Raw genomic sequence first — 22204 nt, forward strand, 5'->3', positions numbered from 1 at the left:
CTGGCGTCCATACACCCCGCTGGAAGGTTCAAGTAGCGAGTTCCGCTGCCTCGCGGTGTTCATCACCCCGAACCCAGCGCAGTCCCAGCCGCCGCACGAGGGGTGACCAGGAGACTGCCTCGCATGTCATTGACGGTGCGGCAATGTCAGCGACACGCGAATCCACCGTGGGCTTCGGCGAGCCGCGTGATCCACTGGGCGGCGGTTACGAAGGCGACCCGGTGACCGGCCTGAAGGCCCGTATGCCGAGGCTGGTGGTAAGGAGGGTCTTGCCGGTGCTGAGCGACCTCAGGAAGATCACGTTCTCCTTCCCGACGACCCGACCTAGCTCACCCGGCCCATTGGACAGCCCCTAGCGGTGGCGCTGGACCGACCAGCCCGAGCTGCCCTTGGAGACCTGCCCAGTGCCCCAGCTTCAGCTGACTCAGGCGTCGCCCGTCGAGGCGCTGCCGATATGACCGCCCGCTGCGATGGATCTGTCGCCGGCTGCGGTTACCGTCCCGGACGCCGGAGGCGGAATGGACGGTGTTGGCGCGGATGCGGGCGCGGCGCCATTGCCTGTTGTGGCGGCGCCGATGCTGCCTCCGGCCGCGATGGACCGTTCTCCGTCGGCGCTGACCTGGGTTCTGCTGGTGGCAGGAGCGGCCGGCTGAGCGAATTGGGCGTACAGCGCCAGGGCGATGCCCGCCAGACTTGCGATGCCACCACCGACGCTGGCCCACGGGTCCGCCGCGTCGACGTCGACAACCGCGCCGACAATCAATGCGACCATGCCAGCACCGCAGAGCCCGACTCCGGTGTACATGAGGGGTTTCATGTCTCGAGCAACTCCTGTGCGTTGTCGTGGGCCGACAGGTCACGCCTGCCTTCGTGGCGCGGGCTCAGCCCGTTCATCTCATCCATGTAGGTTGGTCTTTTGAGGCGCCGAGGGCGCTGGCAGCGGCCCGCTCTGCGATGACAGATCCTCCTTCTCGCGTAGCAGCGGCCCCAGAGCGGCTGGTAGGGCCTGGGCCGCTGTCCGGCGAACCGCCTCCAAACAGGTGGGCCACGAGGCAAGGCTCAGTGCTTCGACTGCGGCTGCACGGCCTGCGGGGCAGTCCCCCCATCCTTCGGCCGCGGCGGCCTGGAGACGGCCTCGCTGGCGTCCCGTCCAGTCTCCCGTCGACTCTGAAGCAGCTGTCAGCAAGGCACCAACCTCGTCGGTGAATTCACCCACCCAGTTGTGGGCACCGTGCCGCCTGGCAGCCGCCGAGATGGCGCACAGTGCGCGCACCTGGTCCTCGGTGTCCCTGAGCGCGCGGGCGGCGACAGCGGCTTCAGCGTACTGTCGCTTCGCCGCCGCGAGGTCCACGACCTTGAGCAGAGGGAATTTACTCTGCTCAACGTGGTGTTCCGCGACGCACAGATCGATGGCGATGAGGAAGTCTCCGCGCCGAGCGGCCCAGCAAGCGACGTCGTCAAGCACCCGCTCTCGCTGGAAACCTTTCGGCAGGCTCCGGGCGACTTCGCGACCCACTGCGTAATGCCCAGAAGCCGCAAGGGCCTCGGCCAACGCGGCAGCGGCCTCATCCCTGCTGGCACTTTCGTCCGGCAGTCCGTTGAGCAATGACCAGGCACGGTCGTGCTGTTCGGTCCAGGTCAGAGCGGCCACGGCATAGGCGAGGGCCCGCCAGTGATCGTGCACGTTCGTGATCTGTTCTGCGAGGAAGGCCGCCTCAGCGGTTATATCTTCGCCGTACGGGCCGGTGTCGGAAACCGTCGACGATCCAGCGGCAGTGCCGCACAAAGCGCCATGCTCCGTACGTCGTCCAGGTTCTGTGATGTGCTGACTCACCGCCGCGGCGAGATCGGTGCGGTCGTGACGGAGCAACAGTGCTATCTGTTCTGACAGCGCGTAGTTGGTCCAATCTGGGCTGTTCAGAACGTCGGCTAGGGCATGGGCGTGATGGGCCAAACCCGAGCTCCGTACGATGCCGTCTGCCCCGGCCAGGGACTTCGCGGTCAGCGCCAGTGCCTCCGCCTGGTCCGCCGCCAGTGGCAGAAGACCAAGGGCGGCTAGGGCGCTTGGAGTTGATCCTGCTCTCGCCCATACGGTGGCAATCGGCGCAGCAAGGCGTGCAGCACGCGGAGATGTCACCAACTGCCGCACGAGAGAGCGTGCCTTGTCACTTTCTCCGCGCTCGGCGAGACTCCTGGCGATGGCTGCGAGAACCTCCGCCCGGCTCCAGTTCGGCTTTACGGTGTCGGTTATGGCGTCCGCGGCGTCCTCCTGCCCGTCCTCGGTGAAGGCCGCGGCAAGTGCGGCAAGGGCCGCTGTGCGGTGATCGCTTGGCACGAGGCCCGCTGGAGGTAGACGGCTCTCGATCTTTCGCATCTCCTGGATGAGTCTGTCCGCTAAGCCCGTGGAACCGCCTCGGGCCGCCGCCGTTGCCACCCAGCCGAGCCCTTGCGCCCGGCGCCGGGGGTCCTCAATCGCGCGCGCGATGTCCGCGCCATGCTCCGGCTTACCGGAAGCTGCCGCGCCGACGGCCGCTTCCCTGAGGGCCATAGCCTGTCTGTCCGGCTCGTCGATCTTCCGGGCGGCCTCGACGGCAAGGCCCGGCGCGCCCGCCTCGGCCAAGACCATGGCCAATTGTGCGACATGATGGAAGTTGTCCCACCCGGTGTTCTCCCGGGTCGCGTCCGACGCTTCCTGCGCCAGGGCCTGTGCCCGCGCCCTGTCTCCGCGCGCGAGGTGCGCGGCCGCCAGGCACGCCAACGCCCGGCTCCGGCTGCGCGGAGAGCTCAGGCCGTGGGCCAGTTCGGTGGCCCACTCGAGATCATCCGACATTTCAGCCAGGCCCATCACCATGTCCGCCACAGCCTCTTCCCGGGCCGCAGTCGACCTGAGAGGAGCCAGCAACTCGACAGCCGACTTGTGCTGTCGGGCCAGAGCCAGAGCCACTGCGGCCATGGTGAGACCGTCGGCGCGCTGGTTGTCCGCGGTCACATTGTCCGCGAGGGCAGCGGACTCGTGGGCCAGGTCCGCGGCCTCGCCGGCGTCGCCGGAGGTGGCCAGCACCGCTGCGACGCGAGCCAGGGAAGTCATTCGCTCGTACGGGTCGGACAGCGATCGGCAGATCTCGCCTGCCCGCCTGGGTCCATCGGCGTAGGCGAGGGCGAGAGCGGCTGGGACCAGGGCGCGCTCTCCTCCCTCCGCGAGGGCTTCGGCGAGGGCTTCCTCGGCCACAACGAGCGCATCGGTGTGCCCGTCCTCGGCCATGGCCGACGCGGCGTTTGCCAGCAAATCAACCCGCAGCCTGCGGTCACCGACAGTCCGGATGACCGCCACAGCCTGCGGACAGTCGCTGTCAAGGATCATGGCCTGCGCCGCTATGACCGGCACGGAGTCGGGGAGCGAGGCGGCGGCCGCGTGGGCGAGGATCTCCGCCGTACCGCGCTGCCCCGCGTGAAGGGCGGCCGTGGCCGCCGACGCAAGCACCTCGTCCTGCCCTTGCTGGGGCACCTGCGCACACGTCATGTTGTACGCCCGGTTCGTGGAACCGACTATGGCAAGCATGACCACTGCATACGTTGCGGCCTCCCTACGCCCTTGTCCGGCTACAGCATCGGCCAGTTGGGCTGCCTCGTCGGCGACTTCCGTCGCACGCTGCAACTCACCGTTCGCGACGAGTACCCGCACTACGTCCACGAGAGCTCTCAGACAGGCCACTTCACTCTGCCGGGCTCGGGCCAGGCTGACAGCGCGCCGGATCCGCCCCAGACCCGCCCACACCGCGATCAAGGCGTCCGGGAGACTTTCGCTGCGCGAAAGCAGGGTGTCGCGCCGCACAGCGAGCACGAATGCGTCAGCAACCTCGGCAGGGTCCCCGCCGCCCCCGGCCACAAGGCCCTCGAACGCCGCAGACAGCTCGGACAGCCCGTCCAGATCGGAACCGGACCGCTGCCACAGCCGCGTGTGACGGTGAGCGTCACGGGCCAGTCGGACAAGGCGTCGTGTATCGCCCTGTGCGCGCAGCAGTTGGCTGTAGCCACGGAGCAGATACTCCGGTGTGTGGGGCGGCCAGCGCCGCGCTTGGAAATCATCCGCCCACTCATGCAGCCGCTCGCGGTTCGCCGCCAGCTCATTTTCGGTGAGCAGTTCGACCGCGCTGCGCCGGATCTCCTCATGGGCCAGTACGTAGACGCCGGAAGCGGACGCATCGGCATCCTGGGAGGACCAGTGCGGCGTGCGGACACGGAAGGCGCGTCCGGTAACGGTGCTCAACTCCTTTTCAACCAGCCGGGGACGGGTGTCTGCCAGGCAGGCGAGGTCTGCCGCCGTCAGTCCGCCACCAGCCGCCGTCACCAGCCCGAGCAGTTGCCGTGCGAGGCCACCGGCCTGCATCATCCGCATGAGGCTGTCCTCCGCCTCCCGTCGCACGACTTCCGCGTACGGCGACGGTGCCAGCCACCGGTTGATGGCACCGCGTCTCAGCGGGTGCGCGTGGGCCACGTCGTCCGGTAAGGGAGGATGCGGCCGCCCGGCGACCACTACCCGCATTCCGTGCCTGGGCGACCGCGGCAGTAGCGCGGCGATGCTGTGGCTTCCGGGGCCCGCGAGCACCCCGCAGTCCTCGTCCAGACCGTCGACGACGAGCACCAGTTGTCGACCGCGACTCTCACACACGGCTGCGGCCCGGTCCATCGCGGCGAGCAGGCTCTCCTCGCGCGTGTGCTCGGTGACCGCTGGTTCTTCCTCACCCAGCAGCGCGTACAACTGCCGGTGCACCACCTCGCAGTACGCCTCACGGTCGTTTTGCCGGTTCAAGCGCGATGTGACGAAGAAGGACACGACGTCGACCCCGGCAGGGGGCTCCATCACGAACTGGGCCATGAGAGCCGTCTTTCCGGCCCATGCGGGGGCGAGCCACCTCCAGTAAGCGCCCTCGGCACTATCGGCATCTTCCCGCACGGTGCAGAACTCCGCCATCAACGCCAGCTCTTGAGACCGTCCGCGAAACTCGGCGGCTGCCAGGGACTCCACTTGGTAGCGGTAGTTGGACGTCGCGACGCGCTGTGGGGAGGCGACAAACTGGAACTGATTGCCGTCGCCCGTGACGACCAGACCGATGTCCCCCGCTGCCACCACGGAGCGAGCACCGGTCGCCATAGACATGCCCTCCAGGGGCAGCGACTGCTGTCGCCGTGGACGGCCCCACCACCTACCCAACAATGGTGCCGGGCCTCCCTACATCCCTCGGCGCTCCGTACCTACGCGTCACTGGATCCGGCACAGAAGATCCTGATACATCATCTCGACGAGTCTAGTCCCGCGAAATCACACGGTTTCCCGGATACGGTCGAGGACTTCAGGGCACAGAGCTTGGATGCGTCGGTGATGCTGCTCGGCGCTGTAATCGTTCACGTACTGCCCGCGCGGCCCCGCGAATAGCCCTTCGACCACCAGCCGGCGCACTGCGGCTGCGGCTTCATTGGTGTCGACCTGGAACGCGGTTGATCCAGTAGGCCCGCTCAGCCGCGCGATCTTGGCCAGCGCGGGCAAATAGATGCCCTGCTCCGTACACGACAGCCGCACTGGCTCCACGTCCTCCTCGCTCGCCACCAGCACGACGACGACAGTCATGACCTGCCTCCCATCCAACTGGTCCTAGACGCTGTTGGCCGGTGGTGCGATCACCGACGGGCGATCAACGAGGTGGTGTACCGGGTCCGTACGAGGCTGCAGCGGAGCAACCTTCCGGAGCGGTTCGGGCCGTAGGAGACGGTCTACAGGCGCCATCGTCGCTGGTCGGCGGATGGAACTGAGGGCGCCACCGGCCGGATCGACTGGGACGTGTCCGTGGACTCCACGGCGGTGCGTGCCCATCAGCACGCTGCCGACCAAGAATGGCACCATCCCGCTCGGGATCATTCGACTGCATAGCCGGGCACGAGCATGGAAGGCCCAGAAGGACGGATGAGCCCACGCCAGGGGCGTTCCCAGCATCATCACCGCAGGGCAGCACCACTCGGGCGACGACGTCAAGAAGATCTAGTTGGCCCACTGGCTTCGCGCATCCCGTCTGATCCAGAGCGAGCCCTTCTCCGCCTCCGACCTCGCCCAGTTCACGATCAAGATCCGAACCATATACGGGCCAGGGACAGCCCTTCCTGCTTGAAAGCTGACATTCGCACTGGTCAGAGCCATGTGCGCCGTGTACCACCAGCAGACGAAGAACATCCTTTGTTCTTACAGCCCTCAGAAGCTTGGCTTCTTCTAGAGCCTGAAGTCGGTTGCCTGGAGGCACCATCGGCTGCAGGCAACGCGACCCGCTAGGTACCTTCCGCAATCGATTGGGTCCGCACCTCCAGCGCACCCGAAGCATCAGCCTGGCGACCCTGCCGACCAAGACCAACGGCTCTGAGCGGCGCATCACCCTCTGGGCCTCCTGCATCACCCCGCTGCGCGCACACCGCCAGCGGCAAACCCAAGGCGCGAGACCGGGGCGCCTCGAAGTGGCAGGGCCGCGGGCGCGTGTTCACACGGCCGGACGGACATTCGATCTTGCCCGCAACCCTCACCCCGCACTGCAGCGCCCTGCTCTGCGAAGCTCGACTATGGCCGATCCGATTCCACGATCTGAGGCACTAAACCGCGACGCTCCTCCTGGAATAGGTCGTCGAACTCGTCGTCATCGAGGAGCCGTTGGGGCCCGCCCATATCCGCGTCAACCGGGACGTGTACGCCCACGTCCGCCTCCAGCACCAGGCCATCAACCTCCTGTGCCGAGCCCTCAACCGGGCTCGCGGAGATATCTCCCAAGCCCGACGGCGGCGAGGACCAGCCGTTCGGTGCCGCATCCGTCCGCTGACGTTGCCGTCCACTACTACCGTCAGACGCTTGATGTCTTACCGGAACTCGCTCCCGGCAAGGCATCAGGCGCACTATCAAGGGAATTTAATCTAGCTACTCAGAACGACTCGGGTCCACAAATACTTAGCTTTATCAAGATTGGCGATCAAACAGGCCAGACCAAGCGGATTCTGACCACTCGTGTTCTCCGCTCTGAGCTCAGCGTCACACTCTCGCAACAGAGAAATAAGATCACCCCCACCCCGTGAGTTCAATACCGCAACGTAGCGGTGAACCGGTCTTTAGCAGTACTGGGATCATTGCCAGAACCGATCAGTTGCTCGGCTAGCTCAGAGCTGTCCCGTAACTGGCCGGTCTGCCTAGCCGATCCCGGATCGGACCGTGTGGTGATCGGTGCCATCGACGGGTGCTGATCAAGGGATACACTGTTAGCCCGTTGGTGGCGGGCGAGTCACTGCTTGCCCACCTGGGCTTCTGGTCGAAGTACCTTCTGTCGATGTGTAGCGACGAGGGGTGTGCGGAGCGGCCGGTTCAAGAGTGGTTCGGTGAGGACGGCGCCGATGTCGATACCCTGCGCCCATTCCAACTTCAGGCACGACTGATCGGTGCTGTGTCACGGACGTCTGGTAGACCCTGGCCCTGATGTTCTTGACGGTGGTCGAGGGTGATGCGGACGGATGGCGCATCGGGATGGGCTGACAGACGCGATCCGGGCCCGACGGTCCAGGGTCGAGATCGACTCGACGCAACGCAGCAAAGTGCGCAGCCTCATATGGCAGTTCGAGACGGAGAACGGCCCAGGTGAGGCGTACGTGCATGAGGACGGTGCTGCCCGTACGTGGACGTCTGGGAGGAAGACGCCATCTGGCTGGCGATCGTCTTCCGCAGGTTAACACCAGCGGATCTCGACCTGATGTTCTGCGATGAGGGTTACACCTTCGACGTCCGCCTGCGGGCCGGGACGGCAGAAGCCGAATTGGCGGACCTGGTGAATGCTGCGGGTTGATCTCAGCCCGTGGCAGTGAGTTGGAGGACCATGACGGCTTGGACGTTGCCGTCAACTACTGCCGTCAGACACCACAGAGGCCCCGCCGGAATGCCATTCCGGCGGGGCCTAAATCCGCTTCCAGACTTCTCGGTCAAGAAATGACGGATTCCGCCTGCGGGTCAAAGCAAACGAGACCGTGCTTACGCGCCAGAGCAGCAAGAGCTCGCGCCATCACCTGCTGCCTAGACCAAGAAATACTCGCCACAACGAAAGCGTCGCTGAAATAGAGAGGACTCATCCAAGGAGAGCTATCCATATTCTCCTCAGTCAGGTCCGGGAAGACCTTTACGACGTCAGCCAAAAAATCGCCGACCGCCGCATTCGGCACTACAGCCTCAGGGACCTCGTCAAGAATCGCCCGGTAAGTTCCAAGCGCACTCGTACCATCGACCGGATCCGCTGAGTACCAGAACGCGAGATCAAAGCTCATCACTCGACTCCTATGAACATCGGCCACCTCAGGGTAGGGAAGCATAGAACACGGGCAGGCCCGGCCTCCAGCCCGGCCTGCCCGTGTGCCTGTCACCCGGCCGGCGGCCGATCCTGCGGTACCCAGGCGTCAAAGACGCCACTCAGTTCAATCCCATTTGTAGTGACGGCTGTATTACCTGGCGTGTTCAGCCAATCATCAAAGAGCCTCTGATCAGGGTTACGACCAGCCGATGCACCCTTTGTTTCGATTCCATACCAGGAACCATCGATATTGGCCAGCCCGTCATACTTCCGCAGCTTAAATCCTGGCACTCTGACGCCCACCTCCTGGCGCACCACGGTGGCACCCTCGGTTTGCAAGTGATCCCAGACAGTTTCTTCATTGTTGGCACCTGGCTGGGCACCGGTTGTGCCGGCGTAGTGGCCCTTTTTATCTCGAATGGACCCATCAGGATGCAGAAATGTTCCATCGCCGAGGTCAACCCGACAACTTGCTCCGTCGGTGTTATGGACCAATATCGGCACGCCGCCCGCCACAACATAGTACGTGTGGAGCTGCTGAACGGTGAGGTTCCAGCGGTTTGCTGTGCCCGGGGTGAACTGGGTGGCGACGACGTAGGCGTGTCCGTTGATCGCGGTGTTCAGAGCGTCGCCGTGGCGAAGCTTGCCGGCAGGGACCCAACTGTGGGTGGTGTCGTCCCAGAATGGGTGGTTGGCAGTCGTGTGGAGAGTAGCGGTGTGGCCGTTCTTGGTGCGGATGGTCAGGTCGAGCAGGTCGTGGTCGTGGTTGATCCATACGTGCTGGACGGTTCGCGTGCCTTGGTGCTTGCCGGTCTTCGGGTCTGCGGCTTCGACCTTGTCTCCAGGCTTGATTTTGCCGATGGGCTTGGTTCTGCCGTTGGCTATGAGCACCGGAGTAGCTGGGGCGAAACTGCATTTCGGAGGTTTGACCAGGGACCTGGCTTCCGCGGTTTCCGCTTCAGTCTCTGCGCCTGCGCCCTTCGCCACGAGAATCACGGCCGCGTCGAAAATCAGCTTTCCGGTGCCTTCGGCGCTTCTGCCATGAGTAAAGTCACCGTAGATCTCGGACCCGCGTCCCACTACCGAGTTAGAGGCAGCGAGGGAGGGCTCGGCCTGGGCCAGTAGCTGCATGCAGTTGTCACCGCTGGTAAAGCACTGCTTGTCGGCTTGGATCTGGCGCCAAGGCGCCTCCACCATTCCGACGACGGACTTCTTGCCCTGGTCGACTACTGTGCTGACCACGCCCCCAAACCAGGCCCCGAGGCCACCGCCTCCGTGACTCGTGGTGGTGGCTTCCGTCGTGGATCCTCCGCCGGTGCTCACGTTGCCCGGGCCGCATTCATTCCAGCCGCCAGTGCACTGGGTGCCGTCGGGGTTCACCCGGATGGTGCCGGTCGGATCGCTGCCTGTCACCGGATTGCTGGCGGCATAGGTGTAGCCGCCGAGTTCTTGAGGGCTGGAGGCTTCGAAGATGGGGTCGGCGCTGATGAAACTTCCGAGGTTGGGGTCGTACTTGCGGGCGCCTACGTCCGTGTAGCCGGTGTTCTTGTCCTGTGGCTTGCCGAGGTACGAATGGGTGGGGTCGGGCCAGGTGACAGTGTTGGCACTGGATCTTGGCTGTCCGTAGGGGGTGTACTGCTGGCGTGCGACCTGCTGTGTGGTGGTGTCCATCGCCAGGGTCGAGGTGCCGTGGGCGTCGCCGAACAGGTACTTGACTCCGCCGCCTGTGAGGCTGGACCGGATGGCGACGGGGCTTCCCGTCCCGCCGTGGCTGTAGGTGCGGATGGCGCCGAGCAACGTGTTGGGCGTGACGCTGGTGTTCACGACGATCTCGGTGTCGCCGGCGAAGAGCGTGGTCTGCCCGGGGTCACGGCGGATGAGTTGCTTGCCGTCGGCGTCGTAGAGGTACTTCGTGGTCGTGGGGCTGGCGCCGGTGGTGTCCACCTGGGCCAGGTGACCCTCGTCGTCCCACGTGAGTGTCTGACCTGGCCCCGCGCTCGGCGTGCGGGTGTGCAAGTTGCCGTCTTCGTCGTATGCGAATGTCGTCGGGTTGGTGCCACCGGTGGTGGCGGTCAAAGTGTGGGGCTGAGTGCCGGTGGGGTTGCAGGTGGCGGTGCAGCCGTCGGCGTAGTTGGTGGTGGAAGTATTGCCGGTGGTGCCGATGGCGTGGTCGACGCTCTGGTGTCGGTTGCCGATGGCGTCGTAGCTGAAGCTCTGCCAGTAGGAGCCGGGTGCCGTGGTGAGAGTGCTGCTGATGGGCGGGTTGGCGTTGCAGCTGTCGTTGGCGGTCCAGGCGTCGGTGAGCCGGTCCAGGGCGTCGTAGCTGTAGCACTGCTGGTCTGTGACGGTGCTGCCGGTCTCCGACTGCTCGTCCCTGACGGAGGTGGGGTTGCCGGCCGCGTCGTAGCTGTACTTGACGTCGTCGACGGTGGGGCCGGGTGCCTGCGTCCGACTGATCACGCGCTCTTTCAGCCTGAGGGTCTGATCGTCGAAGTCGTACGTGGTCACGGCAGGGTTGGTCGAGGCCCCCATGGTGACTCGGGACGGCATTCCGTAATCGGTGTAAACGGTCCCGGTGACGTACGAGAAGGCGCTGCTCCCGGTACCGGTTGGCATCCCCAGTGCGTCGTGGTCGTAGGTGATCACCTCGTTGTTGAGGCCCTGGGCACGCGGGTCGCTCTGCGTGGCAAGCAACTGGTCGCGGACCGTGTAGGTGTACGTCGTGGTGTAGGTCGAGGGCAGCGGTGTCTCGGACGCTGGAAGGCTGATCTTTGTGCCGGTCGGCTTACCGAGCGAGGTGTAGCCGGTGCTCGCGACGGTGTATCCGCCGGTCACGCCCGGGACATAGCGGGTGGAGGAGGTCGGCAAACCGACCCGCAGGGTGTCGTAGGTCCAGGAGGCGAACTGGAAGTTGGATTTGGCCTTGTCGGTGCCGGTGAGCTTGCGCCCCAACAGGTCGTAGGTGTAATCGAGCTCGACCTGCTTGGCGTCCGTGGTGGAGGTCAGGTTGCCGGCGTCGTCATACCCGTAGCTGCTCCGCCCTGTATCTGGGTCGGTCTGGGACTTCTTGCGACCCAGCAGGTCGTAGTCGAACGTCCAGACCGTCTTGTCCGGGCCGGTGACCCGGGTCTGCTGGCCGGCCGGGGTGTAGCCGTAAGTGGTGGCGGAGGTGGTGCCGCCCGAAGCAGTGAAGCCGGTGGTCGCTGTGCCTGACACGGTGGGTGGAGCGGTGTACTGGTCCAGCTCGCTGGTCTGACCCCGGGCGTCGACTACCTTCGCCGAGGCCACCCCACCCTTGGGTGGCAAAACCGTGGTCTTGTCGCCAGCGTAGACGGTAGTCGTCTTCCAGGTCTTGAGCCCGTTGTGCTCCTCGGTGACCAAGTCGGGACGGCCCAGGCCATCGTGGTCGGTGACGGTGGTGTCGGGAATGGAGACCTGGGAGACCGAGATGAGGCTGCTACGGGGACTACCGCCCACTGCGTAACCGTTGTTACTGGCGACCGTCCAGCCGTGGGAGTCGTACTGGGTGTCCGTGACCGTGGTGCTGGAGTTCTCCCCGGCATTCTGAGCCTGCAGGGGCCGCAGCATTGCGTCGTACAGCGTCTCACTGGTCCGGTAATTGCCGCTGTCGAGAAGCGAGTTCGTAGTCGTGATCGACGGGGCCGACTGGGAGATGCTGTAGGAGTAGACGGTGTTCGCCGGGGCGCTGTTGGCCTTGATCTCGTTCGGCAGCCATACCGCGGTCAGACGGCCGAGTGCGTCGTACGTCAGTGAGGTGAGTTTCCCGGCGATGTCGGTCTTGGCCGTGGGCAGGAGACGCGCCGGGTCCAGGGTGCTGCTGGCGAACTGGCAGTTCAGGGACGAGGCGGTGACCGTGGAGCAGTCCACGGCGGGCGTCACCTGCGTGATGGTGGTACTGCCGGTGGGCACAGCACCGCTGGCGGGGCTGTAAGAAGTAAAGACGCTCTGAGCGAGGCTCTTGCCGTCCGGGGAAGTGGAGTTGGGAGTCCGGGTGACTTTCGTCGTCCGGCCGTAGGAGTCGTACCGTGTGGACGTCTTGTCGATGAAGGTGGTCGCGGTGGCACCGTTCGCGGCAGAGGCCGCCTGAACGAGAGTTGCGTCACCGATCTTGGGCAAGGCCGGATTCTGCTGCCCGTCGCCGTCGTAGACGAAGCTGTTGGTGTCGTAGGAAGTGCGGGTGTCGGAGAGCAGGGTGCCGCTGGGGGTGGCACCCGCCGATGAGCAGTCCTGGGCTGTGGTGAGGGTCTCGGCGGCCAACACCAGGGTGGCGACAGCGCCCGTGAGGTAGTGGTTGTAGGTGCACTTCGAGACGTTGTCGCTGGCTGTTGTCTCACCGCGGTCGTCGACCTGCACCGCCATGCCTGTGGTCGACTTGCCCAAGGCGGTGTTGTAGAAGGTGTCGGTCTCGGTCTTGCGCCAGCCGTAGGACACAGCCTGCCGGGTCAGTGTCTTTGCGGTACGTGCCATCTGGGCCGTCAAATTCGGCAGGCCGCTCCGAGTGCGCGTGGCTGTAGGGCCGATGATCGTGGGCACGGTGACCACGGCCTTGTCCAGGATGCCCGTTGCACTGGTGTAGGTGTCGGTCTCGAAGGTCTGGCCTGCCAGGGCGTTTTCGTCGGTGACCGACGTCGCTCCGTCTTGGCTGGTCAGGGCCGGCACCGACCGGGTCTTGCCGCCGGGCAGGGTGTCACCATTCATGCCCAGGAAGTAGTGCGTCTTCGTCAGCGTCTTCTGGTCGTAGACTTTCGCGCCGTCGGTGTAGTGGAAGACGTTCGGATCGCCCGTGGTGACGTCCACTTCCGGATAGCCCCGGAACTGACCCCAGGTACGGTTCTTTGCCTTGACGGTCTCACTGTCGTCGTAGTGCCAGCCAGGGGTGCCCTTGTAGCTGTAATCCGTCTCCAGCCTCGGCTGGGTCCCGTCCTGGTAGGAGTTGTGGGGGTCCTCGGTGACGACGGAGGCGACCTTGTACTTGTAGAACCAGTCCATCCACGGGGCGGGCTGCCCGTCGGGGGCCCAGTAGACGGGGAAGCAGGACAACGTGTTGGTGGAGGCGAACGTCTTGGCGGCCGCGTCCGTCGGATCGTCGGGGTCGCTCGCCGGTGCTGCCGAGCAGTTGGGACGGTCGTAGGTGACCGTCATCTGCGCTCCGGCCTCGCTGGTGACCGTCTGGATCCGGTCGTGGTACATCAGCGGCATCTGCGGGATCGTGCCGACCCGGTTGGGCAACTGCAGCGGCGGATCGAAGCTCACCGCCGGGGTCGAGGTACTCCCAGATGCTCCGCCCAGTTTGTCGAGGCCGGTGCGCTGGATCGCGTCCAGCCAGAGCGTGGGGGCGTGGTCGCCCCCGTCAGGGAAGGACTGGGTGAACGTGTACTTGTCGACCTGGCTCGTCGCCCCACCCGACTGGATCTGAGTGGTGATCGATGTCAGACGTTTGCGGGACCAGAAGCTCGGCCCATGGTTGGTGCAGTTCGTTGAGCCTGACGCGCAGTTGAGGTCCACCGGAACGTCCGGCCAGTACGAGGCGTTCGCAGCGGTGAACTGGCTGTCGGCGCAGGTGTTACCGGATGGCGTACCGGCGATGCAGCGTTCAGCGGTGGCGTCGAAGACGATCTGCTCCGGTGCGGTGGCCGAATAGATCGTCGAGGCGGTCATACCGTAGTCAATGCGGGACAGGGTGCCGCCGCGCGTATAGGGCACCGCGGTGTTCTTCATGGCAGCGCCGTAGTAACCCGTTTCCGGCGAGTAGTACCAGGCGGTGGCGTTGCCGTGGGTGTCGACCTCGTAGTCCAGGTTGAAGCGGTAGCCCAGCGTGCACGAGGTTGCAGCGAAGTCCGTGCTGTCCGGACAGCCGGACACACCGCTGTGAGCGTGGTAGACCGGCTCGGTCCACACGGACTTCGTCTCTTCCTTGCCCGACGACCAACCCGGCAGCCGGTTGAGACCGAAGAAGTACTGCGTCCCGCCCTCTGTGACCTTGAAGTACTCTCCTCCGTTCACTGTGCCGTTCTGGACGTCGGCCAGGTTCTCGATCTTGATCGTGGAGCTGTCGTCGACGGGATGGAAGGTCTTCGTCGAGTCGTCGTAGACGATCGCGGTGGAGTTGCCGTTCAGTGAGAGGGTGAGGATCTGCCCCGCCCAGCACTGGTCTCCGTCGTTGGCCGGCGCACCGGACGACGAGTCGTCCTTGCACGACTTGTATGTGCGTTCGACGTAGTTGTCAGACGACGTCCAACCATCGCCTAGCCAGGAGGACTGGTTGTTGGTGCCTTCAGTACGCGCGTCCTGGCTCGAGGAGTTGTAGACGAGATCGACATTCGGTGCTGTGCCGCCGATGGGCGGCGGCACGGAGATCGGATAGCTGTAGGTGAAGGCACCCGTGTTCCCCGATGTCGACCAGGACCCACCTGGTGACAGACTGGTCGCTGAGTAGTCGCCCGATGACCCCGATGTGCCTGAGGTGGCCGCCAACACCATCCTTGCGCCGGACGATGGAGCTGCCAAGCCCTCAGAACTGTCGGCCTTGGTCGACAGAACACCGGGAGCCGGCGGGGCGATCTGGGTGGACAACGGGTCACCGGCCGCGGTACGCACCACGGTCTGGACCTGACATTTCGGTAGCGTCGGCGTGGTCAGGGCGCAGGCTGGCAGTTGGACCAGGCGCAGGCGTGAGGCGAAGTCGCCGCCGAAGGCATAGCGGAACGACGAGTCATCAACCCGCAGGGCGACTCTTCCGGTACCCGGACTAGTGCGCTGAACAGTGAAAAGCACACCGTGCACACCGGCCGCCCGCGCCGTCTTCTGACTGATCACGGCCACTCGGACCCGCTGCGATCCTTCGGCGGCGCTCGCCTTGGTCCCTGCTCCTGCGGTCGCCGCCAACAGAAGCGGCGTCCCCTTGGCCCGCATCTCAGTCGCCTTGGCATTCAGATGCGCGGAGGCGGCGTGGACCGGCAGAGTGACATCGGCGATGCCCGCCGCGGGGAGCTTGGCACCGCCGCCGGGATTGAAGTGCTTGAAACGCTTGGAAGTGGAGCCCCACCCTGGTTTGGGGTGGGCCAGAGGGACGCGCTTGTTCTGGGGAGCGGCAGGAAGGGTCTTGTGCTGCGCGGCCGGAGACGCCGCTGTGGCAACACCTGCCGGCAGCAGTCCCACCACCAGGGCCCCGGCCATCACCGCCGCCGTGCGCCGAGCCCGCCTGGCGGCATGTGCCGCCCGCTTGCGTCCCCACGCCGAAATCCGCGCCATGCCGTGCGTCCCCCCCCTGGGTCTCAAAGCACCCCAAAAAAGAAAGCTGCAGGCGCTGTTGAGTAGTCGTCAGACGGAGGCGCAGTCGATGACCCCCCGCAGTGGATCACGCTAGGACTGGAAGTCATCACAATCTGCAAAGCATCTCCACAGGGACAGCAAAGGAATCGCCTGCACCGGGGCGCAAGATGGCCAGCATCGGTCGAAAGCGGTCTCTGCAGCGGAAGCCGGTGCTCCGGCCCTGATGGACCTTCTGTACACCGGCCCTGAGAATGCACAGCGCAGTCGGGCCCAAGGGGGGACCGCCTTAGACCTGCGAAGGACCCGAACTACGATGTCCGCTTTTCGCGCACCCGCGCGGGTGTCCAGACGTCCTGCAGCGAGGCCTATCGCTGTCGCCATTGCCGCGGCGCTGGCTGCTGGAGCCCTTACAGCCACGATGCCGGCTCATGCAGTTCCCAACGCCCATTCGCACGGGGCCAGTTCCAAGCCGCGGAGTGCATCTCCGTCAACCGCAGCGCGGCGCCTCAATCCCACGGAGTCCGCGTCCGCGCAGGCTAGAGCGACCGGTAAAGCGGTGACGATCGACCAGTTCACCGACACGGGCACCACCGTGGTCGCCAATCCGGACGGTACCTTCACCCGGACCGACTCCTCGATGCCGCAGCGAGTACTACAAAATGGGAAATGGGTCGCCATTGACACCACCCTGAGACGGCAGGCGGACGGGACATGGGCGCCCAAGGCAGCCGTAACTCCCGTGGCGTTCTCCAGCGGCGGCTCCGGCGCCATGGTGACCATGCACAGCGGGGCGGACAAGCTGGACTTCTCCTGGCCGGGCGCGCTGCCCACACCGTTCGTGGCCGGAGACACCGCCACCTACCCGGAGGTGCTCCCTGGAGTCGACCTTCAGCTGACGGCGGACGCCTCTGGCTACTCCTCCATCCTGGTGGTCAAGACACCCAAAGCCGGCACCAACCCACGACTGCGCAAGCTCGCGCTCAACACCACTTCGGCCAACCTCACCGTGACAGGCACCTCGAACGGCGGGGCGCAGGCCACCGACAAGCGCACCGGCAAGAAGGTATTCCACAGCGACACCGCGCTGATGTGGGACAGCGGCGGCAGTAGAACCGCAGCCCGCACCGCCCGGACCACAACCGCTGCCTCAGCGCGAGCGGAGCACAAGAGGGCAGCCGAAGTAGGCAAGCACCGCGCGCAGGTGCGCGTAAAGCTTCAGCACGGACAGCAACTGCTCAGCCCTGATGTGAAGCTCCTGACCGCCAAGACGACCACCTACCCGGTGTACATCGACCCGGAGTGGAGCGGCCGACCGTCCCAGCTGGACTGGGCGCGGATCTCCGACAACGGCTGGAACGTCTACAACTCGACGTCCACCTCCGGCGCCACCAATGCCCGTGAAGGGTGGGACAACAACTCCCCTGGTAACGGCGAACGGGCGCGCACCTATTACCAGATGAACACCGGCGGCATCAAAGGCGCAGTGGTCAGCCACGCCTCGCTGTACGTGAAGCAGCTCTCCGCCGCCTCCTGCTCCGACACCCCTGCCGCCGTGTACGGCACCGACCGGCCTGCCGGATGGAGCTCCTCCTCTCTGTACTGGGGACACGAGCCCGGAGGCCGGACCGGTGCGCTGGGCACCAACCCGAAGAGCCACGAGGCGGGCACTTGCCCGGTGACCGACGGCGCGAACTCATGGGTCAGCCCGCCGTCGCTCGAATTCGACGTGACCTCTCGCGCGCAGAGCGCGGCGGCCGGCGGCTGGAAGAGCGTGACGCTCATGGTCCAGTCGCCCGACATGAACGACGCGCAGCAGTGGAAGCAGCTCGCCTACGGCGGCGGCGCGACCATGTCGGTCACCTACAGCTACCGGCCCAAGCTCAAGAACGGCACCGGCACGCCGGCCGTGAAGCCGTCGTCGGTGAATATGGGCAAGACGATGACCACCACCCACACCCCGACGCTGTCCGCCCGCGCCGTCGACCCGGACCTGGCCGGCGGCAGCGAGCTGGTGCGTGTCGACTACAACGTCTACAACAGCGCCGGCACGATGGTGCATCAGGGCTTCGGCCCGAGCACCGACTCCAAGAAGCGGGCGCGCTACAACACGAACGGCAGTGACTGGACCACCCCGAGCCTGCCGGACGGCACCTACACCTGGAAGGCGACCGCCCAGAACGCGGCCGGTTACTGGGCGGGGCCGGGCTCCGGCCTGTGGACCAAGACCCAGACCTTCACCGTGGACACCAGCGCTCCACCAGCACCCACGGTGACATCAAGTCAGTTCCCGGCCAAGCAGATCGGCGCCGCCTTCGGGGACAAGGGCACCTTCACTCTCGGCAACAACCACACCAACAACATCACCGGCTACCTGTTCGCCCTGGACGGCACACTCAGCAACACCGTCTACAGCAGCGGCGTCACCCACTGGACCACCAGCACGAAGATCACAGCCGGCAAGGCGTACTACGTCACCTCCGACAACGGCCCCGGCACCGGCACGTCGGTCATCAACGGCAGTGCCTCCCCCGCCTTCGCTCCCGGGGTGACTGGACCGCACACGTTGTACACCAAGGCCGTGGACCAGGCCGGTTCGACATCCGTCTCGCAGACGTCCTACGCGTTCTATGCCGGCACCAACACCCCGACGTACGCCTACGGCGACAAGATGGTCAGCGGCTGGACGGCCACCAACGCCGACAACTCGACGACGGCCGTCCCCAAGGCGACGATCACCAGCAAGGGCGGCCAGCTCATCAGCCAGGCCGCGGGCGCCGGCTACGAGTTCACCGACGGATACCAGGCGTTCTTCGCCAACAAGAGCACCACCTCGAAGGTCGTCTCCGGTGACAGCGCCACCCTCAGCTTCGACATCCCCAAGGACGGCCCCTGGGGCTTCGGCGTCAATCTGACCAAGGCCAAGGACTACGGCATCTACCGGCTGGTCCTGGACGCGGGCCAGCCCACCGAATCCACCCTGCTCAGCGGCTTCGACGCCTACAACTCCTATGTCACCACCCGGTTCGTCAACCTCGGCATACCCAAGGACTCCAGCGGTCAACTACTCACCCTCAAAACAGGCGTGCACACCCTCACCCTCACCCTCACCGGGAAGAACCCCACCTCCACGGGATATCAGGCGGGCCTCGACGTGCTGCGCCTCGCACCCGCGCTGACCTGCACGATCAACACCACGAGCAGCTGCCAGAACAACACGGCCACGAGCACCTTCACCACTACGACCAGCCCGGCCGACGCGGACGGCTCGGGCAACAGCATCAACTCCGCCGACCTGACGAGCACAGTCGGCTGGCAGAGCGGCAAGACTGTGACCGTCGACGGCGCCAGTGTCGTGTTGCCCAAGTTCGGCACCGGTACGTACGACAACATGCTGGCCTCCGGCCAGACCGTCACCGTGCCGGGCAGCGGTGTGGTCAACACCGGTAACGCAGTCGTCTTCCTCGGCTTCGCCACAGGCGGCGCCGCCAAGGGCGCCACCGGCACCATCACCTACGCCAAGAACAACTGTCTCGACCCCAACGGCGACTCCGCAGACCAGACCTACCAGCTGGACACAGTGCCCGACTGGCTGAGCGGTCCGGCTACGGCAGCCTCGGCGACCCTGGTCCACCAGAACCACAGCAACAACACTCAGACCAGCCCCAGCCCCGGGCCGAAGGTCTACGCCTTCAGCGTCCCGCTGCAATGCCCCGGGTCGGTCATCAGCAGCATCACTCTCCCCCTGTTCACCAACGGTGTTCAGGCCGGGCAGCCGACACTGCACATCCTCGGGATGGGCGTACGGCCTCTGACCGTCACCGGCAGCGGAACAAGCGCTCAGCACTGGGTCGGCACCTGGTCGTCCGTACAGGACACCGCCAAGATTCAGCAATCCGGGGGCACTGCCGCCACCGTCAACGGACAGACGCTGCGCATCCCGGCTCACGTCAGCCTCGGCACCGACAGCGGTAACGGGGTGCGGGTCCATCTGTCCAACGCCATGGGCACCGCGCCCGTGACCTTCGACGCAGCCTCCGTCGCAGTGCAGGACACCACCACAGGCGGCGCCACCGCCGCAGCCGCACCGACGGCCTTGACCTTCGGCGGCACCACCTCGGTCACCGTCCCGGCGGGCGGCGACGTCACCAGCAGCCCGGTGACGCTGGCCGTCACACAGCAGGCCACTGTGCTGGTCAGCCTGCAGGTGCACGGCTCGGTGTCGTCCATGGCCGGCCATGCCGCGGCCCGGACCCCGGTGTGGGTCAGCGACGCGGCCAACCGGACCGGCGACACCGCGGCCACCAAGTACACGCAGACGACGTACACCGGTCTGCCCTACCTCGCCGGCATCGACGTCACCACGCCCACCTCTGCGCCCACCGGTTCGCTGGTCCTCTACGGAGACCAGAGCGTCAACGGAGACACAGCGAGCAGCGACGGCCGACACCACCTCAGCGACGCCATCACCGGCGATATCGTCGATGACCCCAACGGGGACGGCACCGTCGAATACGGCGTACTGAACGTCGGCACCAACAGCAACAGCGCGCTGCCACAAAGTACCTTTAGCGACAACCCGACCAATGCGCTCAACCCGCTGGATCGCAACGTGTTGGCCCAGGGCAACGTGCGAACCGTCCTCGTCTCCACCGGTGCCACCGACCTGCTCAACTGCTCGAGCGACGCCGACACCTGTGCCACCAACGTCGAGAAGGGACTGGCGGCACTGAACAGCCAGTTGAGCTCATATTTCACCGACGACGGGCAGACCTACATCGACGGCCGGCCGGTGACACAGAATGCCAATATCACCGTTTATTTGACCACCATCCCGCCCTTCACCGCCGGCCGCCCCGGCACCGCGGCTCAGGAAGCCGCACGCGAGCAAGTGAACGGCTACTTGCTCGACAACTTCCCGACCCAGGTCATCGACTTCGCCGCAGCGGTCTCCACGGACGGCACGGCCACCTCGTCGACCGTCAAGGCAGCGGACCTCTCGGGCGGCAACCCCTCGGACGCGTACTACGCCGATCTCGCCGGCCGATACCTGAACGACACGAACACCCAGGTCGTCGGCATCGCGCCGAACCTGATCGTTCCGGAAGCCACCGGTGGTGACACGCCCGACGACGAGTGGGAGCTGGCCGCTGACGGCGCCGACGCGCGCGAAGACAATCCGTTCACCGCGGTCGGCGGGGCGACCTTCAACGCGGGCGGGCCGAACGCGCTCAACGCTCCCGCCGGCGCCACGTCCTTCGACGGCAACACCGGGTTCCTCGAGAGCGATCACACCGCCGTCAACACTCTCGCCGACTACACCGTCTCGGCATGGGTGAAGCTCGACTCCGCTGCCGGCCCCGCAACCGCCATCTGTGAGGGAACCAGCCAGCACCAAGCCTTCTACCTGGGCTACGACAGAGGCAATCAAGGCTGGATGTTCCAAACCACGACCACGAACGACGACAGCGCCGACTTCCCTACGGCGGAAGGCGACACGGGTACCGGTGCCCTCGGTACTTGGACACACCTGCTCGTCACCTACACCGCGCCCGTCGACGGTGACGCCGGCACCGGCGTGATGTCGATCTACCAGAACGGTACCCTGATGGGCACCGCCACCAACCTCACACCGCAGTACGACTCCTCGATGCCCCTGACCATCGGCGGCTGCGTCAACAGCCCCGACACGACCACGCCGTACAACGCCTTCCCCGGCTCCGTTTCGGACGTCCAGGTGTACCCGTACGCGATGTCAGCGAGCGACGCCGGCGCAAGCAGCGTGATCGTGCCCGCCGGCTGGGACAATGGGATGCCCGAGGACGAGTGGAAGCTCAACGCCAACGGGACCGACACCGCCTCCCTCAACCCGTTCACGCCCTCGGGCACCGCCACCTTCGGTCCCGACGCGCCCAGCGGAATGTCCGGCAGCATCACATTCGACGGCAGCACAGGCTTCCTCAAGAGCAAGCAGAGCGCGGTGAACACACTCGGCAGCTACACCGTCTCCGCCTGGGTGAAAATCAACTCAGCGCTCGGCACGACCGCCGTCTGCCAGGGCACCACACAGCACCAGTCCTTCTACCTCTCCTACGACAAACCCAGCGCTGCCTGGATGTTCCAGACCACCACTACCAACGACGAGAACTCCGACTTCCCCACCGCGGAGGGCGACCCCAACAGCGGCTCGGTCGGCACCTGGACCCACCTCGTCGCCACCTTCCGCGCCCCGGTCGCCGGTGACGCCGGCACCGACAACATGGCCCTCTACCAGAACGGCACACTGGTGGGCACTGCGGCCAACCGCAGCCCCCAGTACGACTCCTCCATGCCTCTGACCGTCGGCGGGTGCGTCAACAGCGCCTCCGCCACGGCGCCGTACCTGGCATTCCCCGGCTCCGTGGCCGACGTCCACGTCTACCCGCGGACCCTGTCGGCCACCGAGGTCAGCGCACTCCGCTGACCTCCGCCACCACCGTGGGCCCCGCCGCTCCAACCCAAGGAGCGGCGGGGCCCAAGTCTTAAGATCCGGACCATATCCGGACCAGCCGTCCGCA

Annotated in this window: 7 protein-coding genes and 1 pseudogene; 3 read left to right on the plus strand and 5 right to left on the minus strand. The window is 65.7% G+C overall.

Annotated elements, in window-relative coordinates; translation table 11 throughout:
• Positions 1 to 424: 424 nt before the first annotated feature.
• From E5083_RS19575 to E5083_RS19585, 3 genes are all read right to left on the minus strand, one after another.
• Complete coding sequence (locus tag E5083_RS19575; protein ID WP_244317566.1) at positions 425 to 817, minus strand: hypothetical protein; 393 nt, start codon at positions 815 to 817, stop codon at positions 425 to 427.
• A gap of 78 nt (positions 818 to 895) precedes the next feature.
• Entirely contained in the window at positions 896 to 5152 is a 4257-nt protein-coding gene (locus tag E5083_RS19580; protein WP_135786983.1) for a P-loop NTPase family protein, read from the minus strand.
• 168 nt (positions 5153 to 5320) lie between these two features.
• Entirely contained in the window at positions 5321 to 5626 is a 306-nt protein-coding gene (locus tag E5083_RS19585) for a hypothetical protein (protein ID WP_135786984.1), read from the minus strand.
• A gap of 36 nt (positions 5627 to 5662) precedes the next feature.
• Between E5083_RS19585 and E5083_RS31760 the strand changes: the two are divergent.
• Positions 5663 to 5899 (plus strand): annotated as a pseudogene (locus E5083_RS31760) (transposase); the annotation flags it as partial.
• A 1795-nt stretch (positions 5900 to 7694) separates the two neighbouring features.
• Positions 7695 to 7862, plus strand: a complete 168-nt coding sequence (locus E5083_RS31505) for a hypothetical protein (protein ID WP_208754090.1) — start codon at positions 7695 to 7697, stop codon at positions 7860 to 7862.
• 133 nt (positions 7863 to 7995) lie between these two features.
• Here E5083_RS31505 and E5083_RS19600 read toward each other — a convergent pair whose 3' ends face one another.
• Entirely contained in the window at positions 7996 to 8334 is a 339-nt protein-coding gene (locus tag E5083_RS19600; RefSeq protein WP_135786986.1) for a hypothetical protein, read from the minus strand.
• A gap of 92 nt (positions 8335 to 8426) precedes the next feature.
• A complete protein-coding gene (locus E5083_RS19605; RefSeq protein WP_135786987.1) occupies positions 8427 to 15554 on the minus strand; it encodes a polymorphic toxin-type HINT domain-containing protein in 7128 nt (2375 codons plus the stop codon).
• A gap of 409 nt (positions 15555 to 15963) precedes the next feature.
• Between E5083_RS19605 and E5083_RS31765 the strand changes: the two genes are divergently transcribed.
• Positions 15964 to 22110 (plus strand): LamG-like jellyroll fold domain-containing protein, encoded by a 6147-nt coding sequence (locus E5083_RS31765; RefSeq protein WP_244317567.1) that lies wholly within the window; start codon positions 15964 to 15966, stop codon positions 22108 to 22110.
• Positions 22111 to 22204 lie beyond the last annotated feature (94 nt).

The organism is Streptomyces bauhiniae, assembly GCF_004784475.1.
GTDB classification, from domain to species: Bacteria; Actinomycetota; Actinomycetes; order Streptomycetales; family Streptomycetaceae; genus Streptomyces; species Streptomyces seoulensis.